At 67.2% G+C, this 16215-nt stretch carries 21 protein-coding genes; 11 read left to right on the forward strand and 10 right to left on the reverse strand.

Annotated elements, in window-relative coordinates; translation table 11 throughout:
- Positions 1 to 3: 3 nt before the first annotated feature.
- The 9 genes from SPDO_RS06120 to SPDO_RS06160 form a co-directional block, all read right to left on the reverse strand.
- Positions 4 to 408, reverse strand: coding sequence for a rod-binding protein (locus SPDO_RS06120; protein ID WP_088366594.1), 405 nt, complete (start codon positions 406 to 408; stop codon positions 4 to 6).
- Complete coding sequence (locus SPDO_RS06125) at positions 405 to 1502, reverse strand: flagellar basal body P-ring protein FlgI (protein WP_088367007.1); 1098 nt, start codon at positions 1500 to 1502, stop codon at positions 405 to 407. Before SPDO_RS06125 ends, SPDO_RS06120 begins: the two co-directional genes overlap by 4 nt.
- 58 nt (positions 1503 to 1560) lie before the next feature.
- Positions 1561 to 2232, reverse strand: coding sequence for a flagellar basal body L-ring protein FlgH (locus SPDO_RS06130; protein ID WP_245829233.1), 672 nt, complete (start codon positions 2230 to 2232; stop codon positions 1561 to 1563).
- Between the two features lie 14 nt (positions 2233 to 2246).
- Complete coding sequence (flgG, locus tag SPDO_RS06135) at positions 2247 to 3035, reverse strand: flagellar basal-body rod protein FlgG (RefSeq protein WP_088366596.1); 789 nt, start codon at positions 3033 to 3035, stop codon at positions 2247 to 2249.
- 31 nt (positions 3036 to 3066) lie between these two features.
- Positions 3067 to 3819 carry a flagellar basal body rod protein FlgF gene (locus SPDO_RS06140; protein ID WP_088366597.1) on the reverse strand — a complete coding sequence of 251 codons (753 nt, stop codon included), beginning with the start codon at positions 3817 to 3819 and terminating at the stop codon, positions 3067 to 3069.
- Positions 3820 to 3889: 70 nt separating this feature from the next.
- Positions 3890 to 5149: a flagellar hook protein FlgE gene (locus tag SPDO_RS06145; protein ID WP_088366598.1), complete on the reverse strand. Its 1260-nt coding sequence runs from the start codon at positions 5147 to 5149 to the stop codon at positions 3890 to 3892.
- Positions 5150 to 5194: 45 nt separating this feature from the next.
- Positions 5195 to 5869 (reverse strand): flagellar hook assembly protein FlgD, encoded by a 675-nt coding sequence (locus tag SPDO_RS06150; RefSeq protein WP_088366599.1) that lies wholly within the window; start codon positions 5867 to 5869, stop codon positions 5195 to 5197.
- A gap of 3 nt (positions 5870 to 5872) precedes the next feature.
- Entirely contained in the window at positions 5873 to 6283 is a 411-nt protein-coding gene (gene flgC / locus SPDO_RS06155; RefSeq protein ID WP_088366600.1) for a flagellar basal body rod protein FlgC, read from the reverse strand.
- Between the two features lie 3 nt (positions 6284 to 6286).
- Positions 6287 to 6625, reverse strand: coding sequence for a flagellar basal body rod protein FlgB (locus tag SPDO_RS06160; protein WP_088366601.1), 339 nt, complete (start codon positions 6623 to 6625; stop codon positions 6287 to 6289).
- Positions 6626 to 6966: 341 nt separating this feature from the next.
- On the opposite strand from SPDO_RS06160, the gene SPDO_RS06165 reads away from it, so the two are divergent.
- From SPDO_RS06165 to SPDO_RS06215, 11 genes are all read left to right on the forward strand, one after another.
- Positions 6967 to 7635: a motility protein A gene (locus tag SPDO_RS06165; RefSeq protein ID WP_088366602.1), complete on the forward strand. Its 669-nt coding sequence runs from the start codon at positions 6967 to 6969 to the stop codon at positions 7633 to 7635.
- Positions 7632 to 8180 (forward strand): flagellar motor protein MotB, encoded by a 549-nt coding sequence (locus SPDO_RS06170; protein ID WP_245829236.1) that lies wholly within the window; start codon positions 7632 to 7634, stop codon positions 8178 to 8180. Before SPDO_RS06165 ends, SPDO_RS06170 begins: the two co-directional genes overlap by 4 nt.
- Positions 8177 to 8686 (forward strand): flagella basal body P-ring formation protein FlgA, encoded by a 510-nt coding sequence (locus tag SPDO_RS06175; protein ID WP_088366603.1) that lies wholly within the window; start codon positions 8177 to 8179, stop codon positions 8684 to 8686. The genes SPDO_RS06170 and SPDO_RS06175 overlap by 4 nt, the downstream gene beginning before the upstream one ends.
- A 69-nt stretch (positions 8687 to 8755) precedes the next feature.
- Positions 8756 to 9034 carry a flagellar biosynthesis anti-sigma factor FlgM gene (gene flgM, locus SPDO_RS06180; protein ID WP_088367009.1) on the forward strand — a complete coding sequence of 93 codons (279 nt, stop codon included), beginning with the start codon at positions 8756 to 8758 and terminating at the stop codon, positions 9032 to 9034.
- Entirely contained in the window at positions 9021 to 9332 is a 312-nt protein-coding gene (locus SPDO_RS06185; RefSeq protein ID WP_088366604.1) for a flagellar protein FlgN, read from the forward strand. The genes flgM and SPDO_RS06185 overlap by 14 nt, the downstream gene beginning before the upstream one ends.
- Before the next feature lie 123 nt (positions 9333 to 9455).
- Positions 9456 to 10325, forward strand: a complete 870-nt coding sequence (locus SPDO_RS06190; protein WP_088366605.1) for a transglycosylase SLT domain-containing protein — start codon at positions 9456 to 9458, stop codon at positions 10323 to 10325.
- A gap of 4 nt (positions 10326 to 10329) precedes the next feature.
- A complete protein-coding gene (gene flhA / locus SPDO_RS06195) occupies positions 10330 to 12426 on the forward strand; it encodes a flagellar biosynthesis protein FlhA (RefSeq protein WP_088366606.1) in 2097 nt (698 codons plus the stop codon).
- Positions 12423 to 13172 carry a sigma-70 family RNA polymerase sigma factor gene (locus SPDO_RS06200; RefSeq protein ID WP_088366607.1) on the forward strand — a complete coding sequence of 250 codons (750 nt, stop codon included), beginning with the start codon at positions 12423 to 12425 and terminating at the stop codon, positions 13170 to 13172. The genes flhA and SPDO_RS06200 overlap by 4 nt, the downstream gene beginning before the upstream one ends.
- A gap of 58 nt (positions 13173 to 13230) precedes the next feature.
- Positions 13231 to 13938: a guanitoxin biosynthesis heme-dependent pre-guanitoxin N-hydroxylase GntA gene (gntA, locus tag SPDO_RS06205; protein WP_088366608.1), complete on the forward strand. Its 708-nt coding sequence runs from the start codon at positions 13231 to 13233 to the stop codon at positions 13936 to 13938.
- Positions 13931 to 14521, forward strand: a complete 591-nt coding sequence (locus tag SPDO_RS06210) for a DUF1989 domain-containing protein (RefSeq protein WP_088366609.1) — start codon at positions 13931 to 13933, stop codon at positions 14519 to 14521. The genes gntA and SPDO_RS06210 overlap by 8 nt, the downstream gene beginning before the upstream one ends.
- 139 nt (positions 14522 to 14660) lie before the next feature.
- On the forward strand, positions 14661 to 15146 hold the full coding sequence (locus SPDO_RS06215) for a DUF4142 domain-containing protein (protein ID WP_245829239.1): 486 nt from the start codon (positions 14661 to 14663) through the stop codon (positions 15144 to 15146).
- A 115-nt stretch (positions 15147 to 15261) separates the two neighbouring features.
- On the opposite strand, the gene SPDO_RS06220 is transcribed toward SPDO_RS06215, so the two are convergent.
- Positions 15262 to 16146 carry a flagellin N-terminal helical domain-containing protein gene (locus SPDO_RS06220; protein WP_088366610.1) on the reverse strand — a complete coding sequence of 295 codons (885 nt, stop codon included), beginning with the start codon at positions 16144 to 16146 and terminating at the stop codon, positions 15262 to 15264.
- Between the last annotated feature and the right edge of the window lie 69 nt (positions 16147 to 16215).

A 16215-nucleotide genomic window follows, 5' to 3' on the forward strand; every position in this document is an offset into this window, starting at 1 on the left:
GGCTTAGATGCCCGTGGGTTGGTTAAGACCGGATTGAGAAGCGTCTCCGTTTTTACCCGGCTGTGCAGTGGCTTGCTGATTTTCCGGCGGCGTTGCCGAAAGGCCACGCGACAGGAAGTCGGTCATCGCCTTGCCGATGCCGAGCGGCGTGTGCTCGGCCATCTGCTGCACCAGTTTCTGGTCCTGCATGTCGCGGAAGGTGTCGATCGCCTGGCTGTCGAACAGCGGGTCGGCGAGCTTCGCCGCGCGCATCGATTTCAGCATCATGGAGGTGAAGACCGATTCGAACTGCTGGCCCGCGGCCTTCAGATTGTCGCGGGTGGCGGTGCGCTTCAGGCCCGAATCGATGCCGGTCGCGCCGCTGATCTGCCCGCTGGGCGCCGGCCCGGTTACAGCTGACCCGGTCACAGGACGATCAACTCGGCCTTGAGCGCGCCGGCTTCCTTCAGCGCCTCCAGGATCGCCACCAGATCGGCCGGCGAGGCGCCGATCGCGTTCACCGCCTTTACGATGTCGGCCAGCTTCGGGCCGGGGGCGAGAAGGAACATCGGGCGATGCTCTTCCTCCACCGCGACGCCCGACTTCTGCTCGCGCGCGGTCTGCCCCTGGCTGAACGGCGCGGGCTGGCTGATGCGCTGATTCTCGTCGATGCGCACCGTCAGCTTGCCGTGGGTAACGGCGGCGGGGCCGACACGGACGGCGGAGTTGATCACCACGGTGCCCGACCGTGCGTTGACGATCACCTTGGCGGGTGGCTCGGCCGTGGTCACGTCGAGGTTCTCGATCGTCGACATGAGCGTCGCGCGCACGTCGGCGCCGACCGGAGCGCGGACCGCGACCGAGACGGCGTCGACCGCCTGCGCCACGCCGAAGCCCAGCTTCTGGTTGATCGCAGCGGCGACATTCTGCGCGGTGGTGAAATCGGCGCGCTGGAGATTGAAGGTGAGGTTGGGCGCGTCGGCGAAACCGGTCGCGACCGCGCGCTCCACGGTGGCGCCTTCGGGGATACGGCCCGTGGAGGGCGTGTTGACCACGATCTGCGAGCCGTCCTTGCCCTCCGCGCCGAGGCCGCCGACGGCGAGGTTGCCCTGCGCCATGGCGTAGATCTGCCCGTCCGCGCCCAGCAGCGGCGCCATGATGAGGCTGCCACCGCGCAAGGACTTGGCCTTGCCCATCGAAGACACGGTGATGTCGATTCGCTGGCCGGGCTTGGCAAAGGCCGGCAGCTCGGCGGTGATCATCACCACCGCGGCGTTCTTCAGCCCCTGATTGGCGTTGGGCGGCAGCTGCAGCCCGAAGCGCGAGGCGACCGCCTTCATCGACTGCACGGTATATTCGAGATTGTCATCGCCCGTGCCGGGCAGGCCGACGACCACGCCGTAGCCGGTCAGCTGGTTCGAGCGGATGCCCTGAAAGCCGCCGAGATCCTTGATCCGGTCGGCCGTGGCAGGCGTCGTGGCGACCACGATGGCAGCAAGGCAGGCGAGAAGGGTGCGGAACATGGTCATGATGCTCGGGTGTGAGGCAAGATGGTTAAAGCGAGGCTAAGTGGCCGCGCCATCAGAACGGGCTGACCACCTGGAAGAAGCGGCTGAGCCAGCCCTGGCGGCCGGCGCGCGCGACGTCGCCCTTGCCGGTGTAGGCGATCTGCGCATCGGCAACGCGGGTCGAGGCGACGCGATTGTCGCGGTCGACGTCGGCGGTGCGCACCAGCCCCTTGATCTGGATGAATTCGTCGCCGCGGTTGAGCGTGACGCGCTTCTGCCCCTGCACCAGCATCGTGCCGTTGGGATAGACCGCCGCCACCGTCACCGAGATTTCGCCCGACAGCGAGTTGGCCTGGCCGGCGGTGCCGACGCCGTTGAAGTTGCGATTGCCGCTGACGCTGGCGTCGGTCGTGTTGAACAGGTTCAACGGCCCGGTCGTCGGCGGGGTCAGGCCGAAGCCGCCACCCGAGTCGAGCTTGGAGGTTGAGGATTTGGACGCAGCAGTCCGCTCCACCAGCACGATCGTCAGCGGGTCGCCGACGCGGCGCGCGCGCCAGCCCTCGTGCAGCGCGGCATAGCCGTCCGCCACCTGGAAGATCGCGCCGGTCGCCGGCGGCAGGGCAGGGGGCAGCGGCTGCGGATGCACGGCGGTGAAATCCTCCGCCGGCGCCTTTTTGCCGAACAGCCCGGCCTGCGCCGGTGCGGCGACCAGCAGCGCCACCGCGCCAAGAGCGAGCACACGCATCGTCCGATCCCGCATCAGATGTTCTGGTTGACGTATTTGAGCATGTCGTCGGTGGCCGAGATCATCTTGGAATTGACCTCGTACGCGCGCTGCGTCTCGATCATGTCGACCAGCTCCTCGACGACGTTGACGTTCGACGCCTCCAGCATGCCCTGGCGGATCTTGCCGCGGCCGTCCTCGCCCGGCACGCCCATGTTGGCGGTGCCCGACGCTGCCGTTTCGACCAGATAGTTGTCGCCGATCGATTGCAGGCCGGCGGTGTTCGGGAAGCTCGCCACCTGGATCTGGCCGAGGTTCGATGCCTCCGCCTGCCCCGGGATCGTGGCGGACACCGTGCCGTCCATGCCGATGGTGATCGCGGTGGCATTTTCGGGCACGTTGATGCCCGGCATTACCTGATAGCCTTCGCTGGTGATCAGCAGCCCCTCGGGCGAACGCGAGAAATTGCCCGCACGGGTGTAGCCGAGCTGGCCGCCGGGCAGCTGCACCTGGAAATAGCCGTCGCCGTCCAGCGCCATGTCGAGGCTGTTGCCGGTGGTGTTGAGCGAGCCTTGCGTATCGATCCGCGCATTGGCCTGCACGCGCACGCCGGTGCCGAGGTTCAGGCCCGTGGCGTATTTCGTTTCCTGCGTCGACTGCGCGCCCGGCGCGGTGATCACCTGATAGCTCAAAGTCTCGAACGAGGCGCGATCGCGCTTGTACCCGGTGGTGTTCACGTTCGCGAGGTTGTTCGAGATCACCCGCATGCGCGTATCCTGGGCGTCGAGCCCGGTGCGCGCGATGTGCATGGCGGCGGTGGTCATGTCGTTCGTTCCTTACAAATCGTGCAGGTGATCAGCCGGGCATCCGCATGACGGAGGCGGCGCCTTCGTCCATGGTCTTGGCTTCCTTCAGGAGGTTCGCCTGGACCTCGTAGCTGCGCTGGTTCTCGATCATGTCGACCAGCACCTGCGTCATGTTGACGTTGCTTTGTTCGAGCGTGCCCGACGCGACCTTTGCGTCCATGTTTTCCGGCAGCACCCCGCCGCCGCGCACATGCATCAGATTGTCGAGGCCCTTCACCGTCGCCGAACCCTTGTCCGACACCAGCTTCAGCTTGTCGACGACCGTGGCGTCGGTCGCCGCGCCGCCCTGCGGCACGATGGAGATCCCGCCGTCCGATCCGATCGACAGCGAGCTATAAGGCGGGATGGTGATCGGGCCCCCCGACCCCATCACCAGATAGCCGTCGCCGGTCTGCAACGTGCCCGATGCGGTGACGGTCAGGTCGCCGCGGCGCGTATAGGCTTCGGTCCCGTCGGGCGCCTGCACCGTCAGCCATGTATCGCTGTCGGTCAGCGCCACGTCGAGGTTGCGGCCGGTCTGGACCAGCGCGCCGACGCTGCGGTCGGCGTCCGTCACTTCCTGCGAAGCGGGCGCGCGCGCCTCGAACCGCGCGCCGCCGCCCTTCAGCTCGATCCGGTCGAACACCACGCGATCGGCGCGAAAGCCGGTCGTGGAGGCGTTTGCCATGTTGTTGGCGATCGCGGCCTGCGCCGCCATGTGCGCCTTGAGGCCGGTTGCCGCCGTATAGACCAGCTTGTCCATGGTTCGATCGATCCAAAGGTGTTCCGTTCACGCCGAAGCGCAAACGGAACACAGCAAGAGTCAGGCCAGATTAGGCGCGGATGTTGAAGATCGTCTGCGAGATCTGGCTGGAGGTATCGAGCGCCTTGGCGTTCGCCTGGAAATTGCGCTGCGCCGCGATCAGCTCGACCAGTTCCTCGGTGATGTCGACGTTCGATCCCTCGATCGTGCCCGACATCAGCTTGCCGAAGCCGCTTTCGTTGGCGCCGCCCATCGTGGCGGTGCCCGAAAGGCCGGTGGCGCTCCAATATTGCCCGCCGTTCTGGCGCAGGCCGGTCGGGTTGACGAAGTTCGCCAGCGCCACCTTGCCCAGCTTCACCGCGTCGCCATTCGAATAGCTGGCGGTGATGACGCCCGCGCTGTCGACCGTGATGCCGGCGAACTCGCCCAGCGCCTGGCCATCCTGCGAGCGCGAGGCGATGGCGAACGGCTGCTTGGCCGCGGTGGTGCCGGTGAGGTCCAGCGTGACGGTGCGCGCGCCGGCGGTGCCGACGCCCTCGAAATTGAGCGTCGCGCCATTGCCGCTGATCAGATTGCCCTCAGCATCGAACGACAGCGGCGTGCCGTTGCCTTCGTTCGCTTCGGAATCGCCGATGTAGCTGTAGACGGTCCAGTCGCTCGACTTCAGCTCGGTGCCGTCGGTGGCAGACTCGGCCGGCTTGCGGACGAAATAGTTGGTCAGCGTCTGGGCATTGCCCATGTCGTCATACACCGTGGTGCTGGTCGCGCTGGTGTAGGTCGACGGATCGGTGCGGCTGAAATCGACGTCGGTGCCGGTCGCGCCGCTGTTCAGCGCGGCCTTCAGCGTCACCGCGCCGGTCGCCTTGGCGGTGCCGCTGGTCATCGGCACCTGCACGTCGGTGAGCGTGCCCTTGCCCGGCACCGTGCCGTCGGTTTCCACGGCATAGGCCTGCAGCCGGCTGCCCTGCGCGTCGGTGATGAAGCGGTTGGGATCGACGCCGAAGCTGCCGTTGCGGGTATAGGCGATCGTCGAGCCGCCCGCCGCGGTGGTCTTCACCGGGAAGAAACCGTCGCCGGCGATCGCGAGGTCGAGCGACGAGCCGGTCGTCACCAGGCTGCCCGCGCCGAACATCTGCTTGTTCTGCGCCAGCGCCGCGCCCGAGCCGGTCAGGCGGCGCGGATCGCTGGTGAAGTTCGACGCCATGATGTCGGTGAACTCGCTGCGGCTCTTCTTGAAGCCGTTGGTCGAGACGTTGGCGAGGTTGTGCGAGATCGTCGACATGTCGGTCTGCGCAGCCTGGAGACCGGAAAGCGAGGTGTAGAAGGACATGGTGGGAAACTCCTGAAAACGGGAAAGGTCGGGGGAAGGGAGAGGTCAGCCGATCTGGCGAACGGCGGAGGCGGGAACCTCGCCGATCCCCGGCAAGGTGAGGACGGCGGTGCCGCTGGTGGTGGCAACCGAGGTGACCGGCGCCCAGACGAGGCCGTTGGCGGCAACCGAGCGGCTGCCGTCATTGGCGCTGACGCTGACGGTGAAGGGGCCAGCGCCCGCGTCGACGCCGCCGGCCGCCTTGCCATCCCAATCGTAGCTGACCGTGCCGGCCTTTTGCGCGCCGAGATCGGCGGTGTGCAGCAGCTGGCCGTTCGCATCGGAAATGGACACGGTGACGTTGCTCGCATCCGCGCCAAGCTCGATCGCGCCGGCGATCCCGCCCGCGGCGCGGCCATACGCGACATTGCCCGGTGTCAGCACGGTGCGCCCGACATAGCTGACGGCATCCTGCGTGCTCGTGGCGCCCAGCTTGTCGGCGATCGCCTTCAGCGTCGACGACATTTCGGTGATGCCGGCGAGCGAGGAGAATTGCGCCATCTGCGCAACCATCTGCGTGTTGTCGACCGGATCGAACGGATCCTGGTTCTTCATCTGCGCCGTCATCAGCTTCAGGAAATCGGCCTGCCCCATGGTGGGGGACTTGGCCGCGTTCTTCGCCGCGGTGTTGGCGGTGGAAAGACCAAGGTTGCCGATGGTCGCGTCAAAGGAGGTCGCCATCTATCAGCGCCCCAGCTTCAGCGTGTCGACGATCAGCGACTTGGCGGTGTTCATCACCTCCACGTTGTTCTGATACGATCGCGCGGTTTCCATCATGTCGACCAGCTCGCGCGTTTCGTCGACGGCGGACTGGTAAACATAGCCATCCTTGTCGGCCATCGGGTTGTTCGGATCGCGGATCTTGACCGGATCCTCGCCTGCGGTGACGACGCGCTCGACATCGACGGTGGCCATGCCGCTCGCCTGGTCGAACTGGGTGCGGAACACCGGCTTCATGCTGCGATAGGCGGTTTCCGACGAGCCGGTGACCGCGCCGGCATTGGCGAGGTTCGAGGCGGTCGTGTTCATCCGCACGAGCTGCGCGGACATTGCGCGGCCCGCGACCTGGAAGATCGAAAGGGGCTGGTTCGCCACGGCTTATTCTCCCTTGAGCGCGCGCGTGAGCTGATTGATGCGCCCGTTCAGGAACGAGAGCGTCGTCTGATACTGCACGGCGTTTTCGGCAAAGGCGGTCTGCTCCTTGCTGAGCTCCACCGTGTTGCCGTCCATCGAGGGCGAATCCGGCACGCGGTACAGCATCGCCGCATCCACGCCGCCCTGCCGCTCCACCGAGGCGAGCGCCTGGGTAAAATCGATGTCCTTCGCCTTGAAGTTCGGCGTCGAGGCATTGGCGATATTGGACGCGAGCACGTTCATGCGCTGCGCCCGCACCTCGAGCGCCGCGCCGTGAACCCCGAAAAGACTGTTGCTGGCCATGGGCCGAAAATCTCCCGCACCTGCTGTGCGCGAGAGCCGTCGCAATTGATGTGCCAAGTGGCGCTGCCGGGGCAGGTTGCCGGTGGCGGCAGGGCAGGGCGGCAAGCATTTGCCGGGCGGCCGGCAAGTGTTGCCGGGTGGGGCAGGCTAGGGCGCCATTGTAGCAGCCACCCGTCACCTCGGCCTTGTGCCGGGGCCACCGTTTTCGCGCACTCGGCACCCGTGCGTTCGTGGCACCGTGGATGCCGGGACGAGCCCGGCATGACGATGGTGGAGGCTTGTGCCGCCTCGGCCACGCGCAACGCCGAGCAAACTGGCCCGGCGCTTGCACTTGCCTGCGCATGAACTTCGGCACGTTTCTCGACCCTGTGGCACTGGCGCTGGTCGGCGGCGGTACGCTGGTGTCCGCGATCCTGCGCACGCCGGCGGCCGATCTCGGCCGCGCGCTGGCGGCGCTGCGCACCTTGCCGCGCCGCCGTTTCTCTGCCGATCCGCTGCTGGAACAGATCACGTCGCTTGGCCGGATTGCGCGTCGGCATGGCCCGCTGGCGCTCGACAAGTCGGTGATCGCCGATCGCGACGTGGCGGCGGCGATCGCGGACATCGTCGACGGGCGCAGCGCGGAAGCCGTCGGCGATCAGCTGCGTCAGTTGCGGCTGGCGCGGATCGAGCGGCATTGCGCCGCCGCCGACGTCTGGGCCGGCATGGCCGAGGCCGCGCCGGCGATGGGGATGGTCGGCACCCTCGTCGGGCTGGTCGCGATGTTCGTGCAGATGACCGATCCGCAGGCGATCGGCGGCGCGATGGCGGTGGCGCTTCTCGCCACGCTGTACGGCGCCTTGCTCGCCAACCTCGTTGCCCTGCCGATCGCGAGCCGCCTGCGCGCCGCGGCGCGGGTGGAGGCGTTCGAGCGCCAGCGCCTGCTTGCGCCACTCGTCGCGCTTGCCGCCCGCGAGCAGCCGCGCTCCGCCACCGTGCGGGCGATCCACGAAGCGAGCGAGGCGGCATGACCGCTGCCGATCCGTGCGCCGTTGACGGTTTTCCACCCGCCCGCGAGGGGCGGCCGCTGTGGCTTGTCACGCTGGCGGATCTCGCCTTGCTGCTGGTCGGCTTTTTCGTGCTGTTGCAGGCCAATCAGTCGCTTGACCGCGAGAAGCTGGCCGAGGGTATCCGCGCCGGCTTCGGCGCACCGTCCGCGCCGAAGGATGACAGCGACCTAAGCGACGCGCTGCCGATCGCCGCGGCCGGCGTGTTCGACTTCCGCCGCGGCTCCGCGGTGCCGGCGCAATCGGTCGCCAGCCTGCGCGCCTGGGCTGAGGAGGCCGCGCGCGACCCGCGTGTCTCGTTGCGTATCACCGCTGCCGTCGATGGCTCGCCCGGCGACGTCGACCCGGCGACCGGCAGCGCGGCGGTGCTTGCCGCCGATCGCGCCCGCGCGGTGGCGGTGGCGCTCGCTCCCGTGGTGCCCGGTAACCGCCTTCTTATCCAGACCAGTGAGCGGCCCGCGCGCCGCCACGTGGTCGTCACCCTTGCCTTCACCGGAGAACCACAGTGATCGCGTTCGCCCTGGCGCTTGCCGCCGCTGCCGCCCCGCATCAGGATACCGCCGCGCTCGACAAGGTCGTGGCCGGCTTCACCGGCCGGCCGATCGGCGAGGATGGCGGCGCCCGCGCGGCGATCGATTCGCGGCTGCGGCTGAAGCAATGCCCCACCGTCGCCTTGTCGTGGCGCACCGACGCGCATGACGCGGTGGTCGTCTCGTGTGCCGGGCCGGAATGGCGCGTGTTCGTGCCGATCCGAAAGCCGGCGCAATCGCCCGGCATTGCCGTGGCGAGCGCGGCTGCGGCAGCGCCAGTTGCGGCGGAAAAGATCATCAAGCGCGGCGATCCCCTGATGATCGAGGCGGGCTCGGATGGCTTTTCGATCACGCGCGAAGGCGTCGCCATGGCGGACGCCACCGAGGGCCAGCGCCTGATGGTGCGCGTCGATGGGAGCAAGATGCCGGTGCAGGCGATCGCCATGGCGCCCGGCCGTGCGACACTGCCGGGGTGGGTTGAGTGAAAAAAGTCCTAAAGCCCTGCGCCACCCTGCCGTTTAACCCGGTGGGATCGAGGCGTAGCAGGTGTGAAGATGGTCGACTCAATCGGGCAGAGGCCCCTGGATCGAAAGATTGGAGCCGTATCGCGGGTCGGCACGCTGGCCGCCGCCAAGTCGGTGACGAAGCAGCCGCAGGCGGCGCAGGCGCCGACCGTGGCGGCGCAGCTTGCCGCCGCGGCGCCGGTCGATACGGCGCGGGTGGAGCGGATCAAGCAGGCGATCGCCAAGGGCGAGTATCCGTTGTCCCCAACCACCATCGCCGACACGCTGATCGCGGCGCGCTACGAATGGATGTCGCATGACCAGGCGTGATGCCCTCATCCGCGTGATCGACACGCTGCACCAGGAAATCACGGCGTTGAAGACCAACGACGTCGCGGGTCTGGAAAAGGCCACCTCGGCAAAACTGGTCGCGATCGACACGTTGCGCGGGCTGGGCGAAGGGCCGGCCGGTCCCGAGCTGCGCGAGCTGGCGGACGAGGCCAACCGGCTGAACGACACCTGCCGCATCTACGTGAACCTGATGGCGGCAAATGTTCGCCGCCGCCTGCAACTTCTGACCGGCGAGGGCGGCAATGCCTATCGCCCGGGTGCCGTCGCCTACGCCTGATGCGCTGATCGCCGGGCTGCGGCCCGGCACGCCATCTACCTCGCGCAGCCTCGTTCCCTCTGCTGATCTGGCACGGCCCTTGCTGATGGCTCCCTGAAGAACAGGGAAGTGCGCACAGCAACGATGACCGTCAACGCCGTCTATTCCACCGCCGGCCGGGTCCAGTCCGCAATCCAGCAGGCTGCCGCCCGCACCGGTATCGATTTCGACTACCTGATGGGTCAGGCCAAGGTCGAAAGCGGGTTCAACGCGTCCGCGCGCGCCCGCACCTCGTCGGCCAGCGGCCTGTATCAATTCATCGAGCAGAGCTGGCTCGCGGTGATGAAGGATCACGGCGCGAAGCACGGCATGGGCTGGGCCGCCGACGGCATTCAGCGCACGTCGTCGGGCCGCCTCAGCGTCAGCGATCCCGGCCTGCGCCGCGCCATCCTCGACCTGCGCAACAATCCCGAAGCCGCCTCGCTGATGGCGGCCGAGCATGCCTCGGACAACAAGGACGCACTGGAGGCGAGCCTTGGCCGCAGCGCGACCGGCACCGATCTTTATATGGCGCATTTCCTGGGGCTGGGCGGCGCCAAGCAATTCCTGAAGGCGATGCAGGCCGCGCCCGATCGCGCCGCCGCCAGCATGTTCCCCGCCGCCGCCGGCGCCAATCGCAACGTGTTCTTCAATCGCGACGGTTCGGCGCGTTCGCTGTCTGACGTGTACGAGCGGTTCGGCGCGAAGCTGGGCGACGGCGCCGGGCCTGCCGGCAACACCGGCAATGCCGGCAACGAATTGCCGCGTCTGCAATTCGCCGCGCAGATGCTCGACATGGAGGGCGCGACCGTCATCACCGGCGCGAACCAGTCCGCGTCGGATGCGATGAGCTGGGCCACCGCCGCGATCGCCCGGAACAATCCCGCGGCGCGCGTGCAGACGGCCAATCTGCTCCGCCCGTCGCCCGACAATGCCCGGCTGGCGTACATGATGCTCGCGAGCATGGGGGGCTGATCGAGTGAAGCTGCTCGCCAATTCGCGCCAGGCGGCGCTGCCGGCCGCGATCCTGCTGCTGGTGCTCGTCATGGTCGTGCCGATCCCGGCATTCCTGCTCGACGTCTTCTTTGTCGCCAATATCGCGATCAGCCTCGCGGTGCTGATGGTCGCGCTGAACGCGCAAAAGCCGCTCGATTTCTCGTCCTTCCCGACGGTGCTTCTCTTCACCACGCTGTTCCGCCTCGGCCTCAACGTCGCCTCGACGCGCGTCGTGCTGGTGCATGGGCATGAGGGCGAGGCGGCGGCCGGCCATGTGATCGAGGCGTTCGGCAGCTTCCTGATCGGCGGCGACTATATCGTCGGCATCTTCGTCTTCGCGATCCTGATGATCATCAACCTGATCGTGGTGACCAAGGGTGCAGGGCGCGTCTCCGAAGTGTCGGCGCGTTTCACCCTGGACGCGCTGCCCGGCAAGCAGATGGCGATCGACGCCGATCTGAACGCCGGCCTCATCACCCCCGACGAAGCCAAGAAGCGCCGCGTCGAAGTGTCCACCGAGGCAGATTTCTACGGCTCGATGGACGGTTCGTCGAAGTTCGTGAAGGGCGACGCGATCGCCGCGATCCTGATCCTGGCGGCGAACATCATCGGCGGCCTGATCCTGGGGCCGGTCAGCCACGGCATGTCGATCGCGGACGCGGCCAAGGGCTATACCCTGCTGGCGATCGGCGACGCGCTGGTCGCGCAGCTGCCGTCGCTGATGCTCTCCATCGCCGCTGCCGCGATCGTCACCCGCGTGTCGAGCGAAAAGGACCTTGCCGGCCAGATCGGCAGCCAGTTCGGATCCCCGCGCACCTGGACGCCGGTGGCCGGCATCCTTGGCCTGCTCGGCGTGCTGCCCGGCATGCCGCACCTCATCCTGCTGCCGGCCGCCGGCATTGCCGGGTTCGCCGCGTGGAAGCTCAACCAGATCGCGCAGCGCCCCGCGCCGGTCGAAGCGGCGCCCGCACCCGAGCCGGTCGACCAGTCGCGCATCGGCTGGGAGGAAGTGACCGACGGCATGCTGGTCAATCTCGACATCGGCTACGGCCTCGTGCCGCTGGTCGACGAGCGCAAGGGCGCGCCACTGATGGGCCGGATCACCGGCGTGCGCCGCCAGCTGTCGAAGGAACTGGGCTTCGTCGTGCCGCAGGTGAAGGTGCGCGACGATATCAACCTGGCGCCCTACACCTATCGCCTGCTGGTCGGCGGTGTCGTCGTCGGCGAGGACCAGGTGTCGCCGGACGAGATGCTGGCGCTCGACACCGGCACCGGCTTTGGCGAGCTGCAGGGCAAGAAGGCGAAGGATCCGACCTTTGGCCTCGACGCGACCTGGATCGCGCCGGGCGATGCCGATGCCGCCACGGGCGCGGGCTATCTGGTGGTCGACAGCGGCACCGTGATCGCGACGCATCTCAACCATGCGCTGGGCCAGAACGCTGCCGACATGCTGGGCGCGGACGAGGTGCAGGCGCTGCTCGACGGGCTGAAGGAGCGCAACCCGCAGCTCGTCGCCTCGATGTGCCCGTCGCCGCTCTCGCTCACCACGCTCACCAGCGTGCTGAAGGCGCTGCTCAACGAAGGCATTACGCTGAAGGAATTCCGCCGCATCGCCGCCGCCATCGCGGTGGTGGCGCAGCGCACGCAGGATGCCGAAGAAATCGTCGAGCTGATCCGCCCGGAGCTGGGCCCGCTGATCATCCAGAAGCTGTGCGGCGTGCGCGAGCCGCTGCGCGTGATGACGCTGGAGGGTGGGCTCGAAGGGCTGCTCGGCCAGGCGATGCGCTCCGACCCGTCGCGCCGCCATGTCGTCGAGCCCGAACTCGGCCGCCGCATCGTCGATGCGCTGCAGCGCGCCGCGCAGCCGATGATCGCCGAGGCCAAACCCTTTGCGCTCGTCGTGCAACCCGCGATCCGCGTCGCGATCCGCAAGTTGGTCAAAACCTGTCTGCCGGACACCCCCGTTATGAGCTTCTTCGAAGTCCCCGAGGACAAGGCCGTGGAGGTCGTCGCCGTGATCGGCGCGAACGACACGCATCCCGTCATCGGCGGCCAGCCGCAGATGGCGGTGGCGGCATGAGCGCGATGCCCCAGCAGGCGCAGTTCGAGCGCGGCACGCCGCTCACCTACACGCCGCGCAGCCGCGCGCGCGACGAAGGCGCGCTGGTGCGCGAGCACCTGCCGCTCGTCCGCCGGCTGGCGTGGCATGTCCACGGCAGCGTTTCCACCGCGGTCGAGGTGGAGGATCTGGTGCAGGTCGGCCTCGTCGCGCTCGTCGAGGCGGCGGGATCGTTCGAGGATCGCGGCCAGGTGACGTTCAAGCAATATCTCTCGACGCGCCTGCGCGGCGCGATGATCGACGAGCTGCGCCGCCATGCCGCGATGACGCGCGGCGCGATCAAGCGGCGGCGCGAGTATCAACGCGCGATCAAGTCGCTGACCAGTGCCAGCGGTCGGGCGCCGACCGAGGTCGAGATCGCCGCCACGCTGGAGATCAGCGTCGCCAAGCTGCGGTCGGACTATGCGACTGCCGAGGCGGTACAGTTCGATTCGATCGACGAAGTCTATGCCGACGACCAGCCCTGGTTCGCCAGCGACGAGCCCAACGCGTTCGAGCAATTGGCCGAAGGGCAGGTGCGCGACCGGCTGATCGCCGCGATCGCCTCGCTGCCCGAACGCGATCAGATGGTGATCCAGCTTTATCATGTGGAAGAGCTGAATCTCGAGGAGATCGGGGCGGTGCTGGGGGTCGGCGCGGCCCGCGTTTGCCAGATCAAGAGCGCGGCGCAGGCCAAGCTGAAAAAGGCGATGCTGCGGGCAACGTAATCTGGATCAAGCAGTTAGCGGGGAACGTACCGCGCCACCCGCGCGTATTTCCGACCCAATGCCAGCGCCTCTCACCCCTTTGTTCCCCTGGCGCCATGAGGACCAGGACCGTTTCGAACGCCTGCTCCAGGCGCATGTTCAGGACCGGCTGTTCCCCTGCGTCGGCGCCAAGGCGGCGCTCGCCAAGGGGACGCTCAACGTCCTGGCGTGCAATCGCATCGACAGCGGCTGGGACGATCTTCGCATTCACGACGGGCTGATGCGCTTTGCCGCGGCCTATCGCGAGGAGCCGGCGCTGTATCGCAGCTTCGCGGTGGTCTTCGACGGTCCCACCGAGCTGACCGAGGCGGAATTCGAGCAGTCCTTATGGAAGCGCGTCCAGTCGCTCAGCGACAAGGACGTGTGGCGCGGACAGGAATATGACACGCGCGTCAGCCCCGATCCGGCCGATACGCATTTTTCGCTGAGTTTCGGCGGGGAGGCGTTCTTCGTCGTCGGGCTGCACCCCAATGCCAGCCGCCCGGCGCGCCGCTTCGCCAAGCCGACTTTGGTCTTCAACTTGCACGACCAGTTCGAGACGCTGCGCGCCGACGGTCTATACGAGAGCATGCGCGAGAAGATCCTGGTGCGCGACGAGGCGCTCGCCGGATCGCGCAACCCGATGCTGTCGCGCCACGGCGAGTCGAGCGAGGCGCGGCAATATAGCGGCCGCATCGTCGAGGATGGCTGGAGCTGCCCCTTCCATTACCAGGGCCAGAATGACTGACGCCATCCGTATTCCCGAACGCAGCGGCACGGCCTTTCGCCTGCCCAAGGGCGCCACGCTGGAAGTGATCGATCCGATGGGGGTTCAGGTGTCCGACCTGCTAGCCTTCAACGCCGATGATGTGGGCGAGGCGATCTCGTCGGGGCGCACGTTCGATTATGCCGAGACGATCTATCTGACGACCGGCCACACGCTCTATTCCAATCGCTCGCGCCCGATGCTGGAGATCGTCGCGGACGATGTCGGCCGTCACGATTTCCTGCTGACGCCGTGCAGCTACGACACGTTTCGCCATTTCTATCCCGACAAGCCGCTGCACCGCGGCTGCTTCGGCAATCTGGCCGAGGCGCTGGCGCCCTATGGCGTGACCGAGGACATGATCCCGTGCGCGTTCAACTGCTTCATGAACGTGCCGGTGAACGGCGAGACCGGGAAGCTCGAGGTGTTGCCGCCGATCAGCAAGGCGGGCGACAAGATCGTGTTCCGCGCTGCGATGGACCTTGTCATCGGCCTAACCGCCTGTTCGGCCTATTCCTCGAACGGCGGCAGCTTCAAGCCGATCGATTATCGCGTTCTTCCGTAAGATTAACCGGAAAGTGTTTGATCCACATCAGCAATGACAATTGCTGACGGAACTAGCCTGCCGAGCCTCTGTTTGGCCCTTATCTCGGTCGCAAGCCAATAACATTCGCGCTGCACCGACGGGATAAAGGAGAAGGCTAGTGAAAGCATTGCCGAGTTTCGCGATCGTTGCTTCGATCATGGTGGCCGGGCCGGCTCTTGCCCAGGCGACCTCACCAGCCGACTATGTCGCCAAGGCGGGCGCCGGCGACCTGTATGAGCGCACGTCGAGCCAGCTCGTCATGGGATCGACCAAGAACCCCAAGGTGCGCCAGTTCGCGCAGATGATGATCACCGATCACACCAAGAGCACCAACGAGGTGAAGGCCGCCGCCAAGCAGGCCGGCATCACGCCGCAGCCGCCGGCGCTGATGCCCGATCAGACGCGCATGATCGCGGAACTGCGTGCGGCACCCGCCGCCACGCGCGATCAGGTGTACCTGACCCAGCAGAAGGCCGCGCACCAGAAGGCGCTCGCGCTGCACAAGAGCTATGCACAGACCGGCACCGCCGCGCCGCTGAAGATGGTCGCGGGCAAGGTCGCGCCGGTGGTGCAGCACCACATCGACATGCTCAACCGCATGTAAGGCGCGCTGCCGACGCGCGAATAAAAGGCCCCGGCGACCAATGGTTGCCGGGGCCTTTTACTATGTGACGGCTCCGACCCCCGGATCGGGGGCGGGGCCGGAGCCGCTGGCGGCGTTAGCCGAGCAGCTTCAGCACGCCCTGCTGCGACTGGTTCGCCTGGCTGAGCATCGCGGTGGACGCCTGCGACAGGATCTGCGCCTTGGCGAGGTTGGTCGATTCCGCCGAGAAGTCCGCGTCCTCGATGCGGCTGCGTGCATCCGACAGGTTGGTTGCGTTGCTGGTCAGGTTGTTGACCGCGCTCTCCAGCCGGTTCTGCGAAGCACCGAGGCCCGCGCGCACGGTGGCGACCTGCTGGATCGCGGCGTCGAACTGGTCGAGCGTCGGCACTTCGAGGTCGGCGGGATCGGCCGGGTTGGAATCGCCCGCCATGCCCGCCTTGGTCGTGTCGAGATCGACGATCGCGGCCAGCGCGTTGTTCGCCGAGTCATTCTCGGTCAGGTCGTCGATGCTGATCGAAACCGTGTCGCTGGCGTTCGCGCCGGCCTGGATCGTCACCGACTTCGCGGTGCCGGCGGTGCCGTTGCCCTTGAACAGCGCGGTGCCGTTGAATTCGGTGTTGGTCAGAACCGAGCGGATCTGGTCGGCGAGCGCATTCTGCTCGGCATAGATGTTCTGCTTGTCGTCGGCCGAATAGGTGCCGTTCTCGGACTGCACGGTCAGCTCGCGCATGCGCTGAAGCATGTTGCTCACCTCGTCCAGCGCGCCTTCGGCGGTCTGCGCCAGGCTGATGCCGTCGTTGGCGTTGCGGATGCCCTGGTTCATGCCGCGGATCTGCGCGGTCATCGAGCTGGCGATGGCGAGGCCGGCGGCGTCGTCCTTGGCCGAGTTGATGCGCTTGCCGGTCGACAGGCGCTCCATCGCGGTGGAGAGCGCGTCCTGCGCCTTGGTCGATGCGTTGCTGGCGCGCAGCGAGGAAATGTTGCTTCCGATAACGGTCATTGATCGAACTCCGAATGATCTCTGGCGGGCCGCGCCCCCAGGCGATTGGCCGAGCCACCCGCAGCATCA

Source organism: Sphingomonas dokdonensis (assembly GCF_002197685.1).
GTDB lineage: Bacteria > Pseudomonadota > Alphaproteobacteria > Sphingomonadales > Sphingomonadaceae > Sphingomonas > Sphingomonas dokdonensis.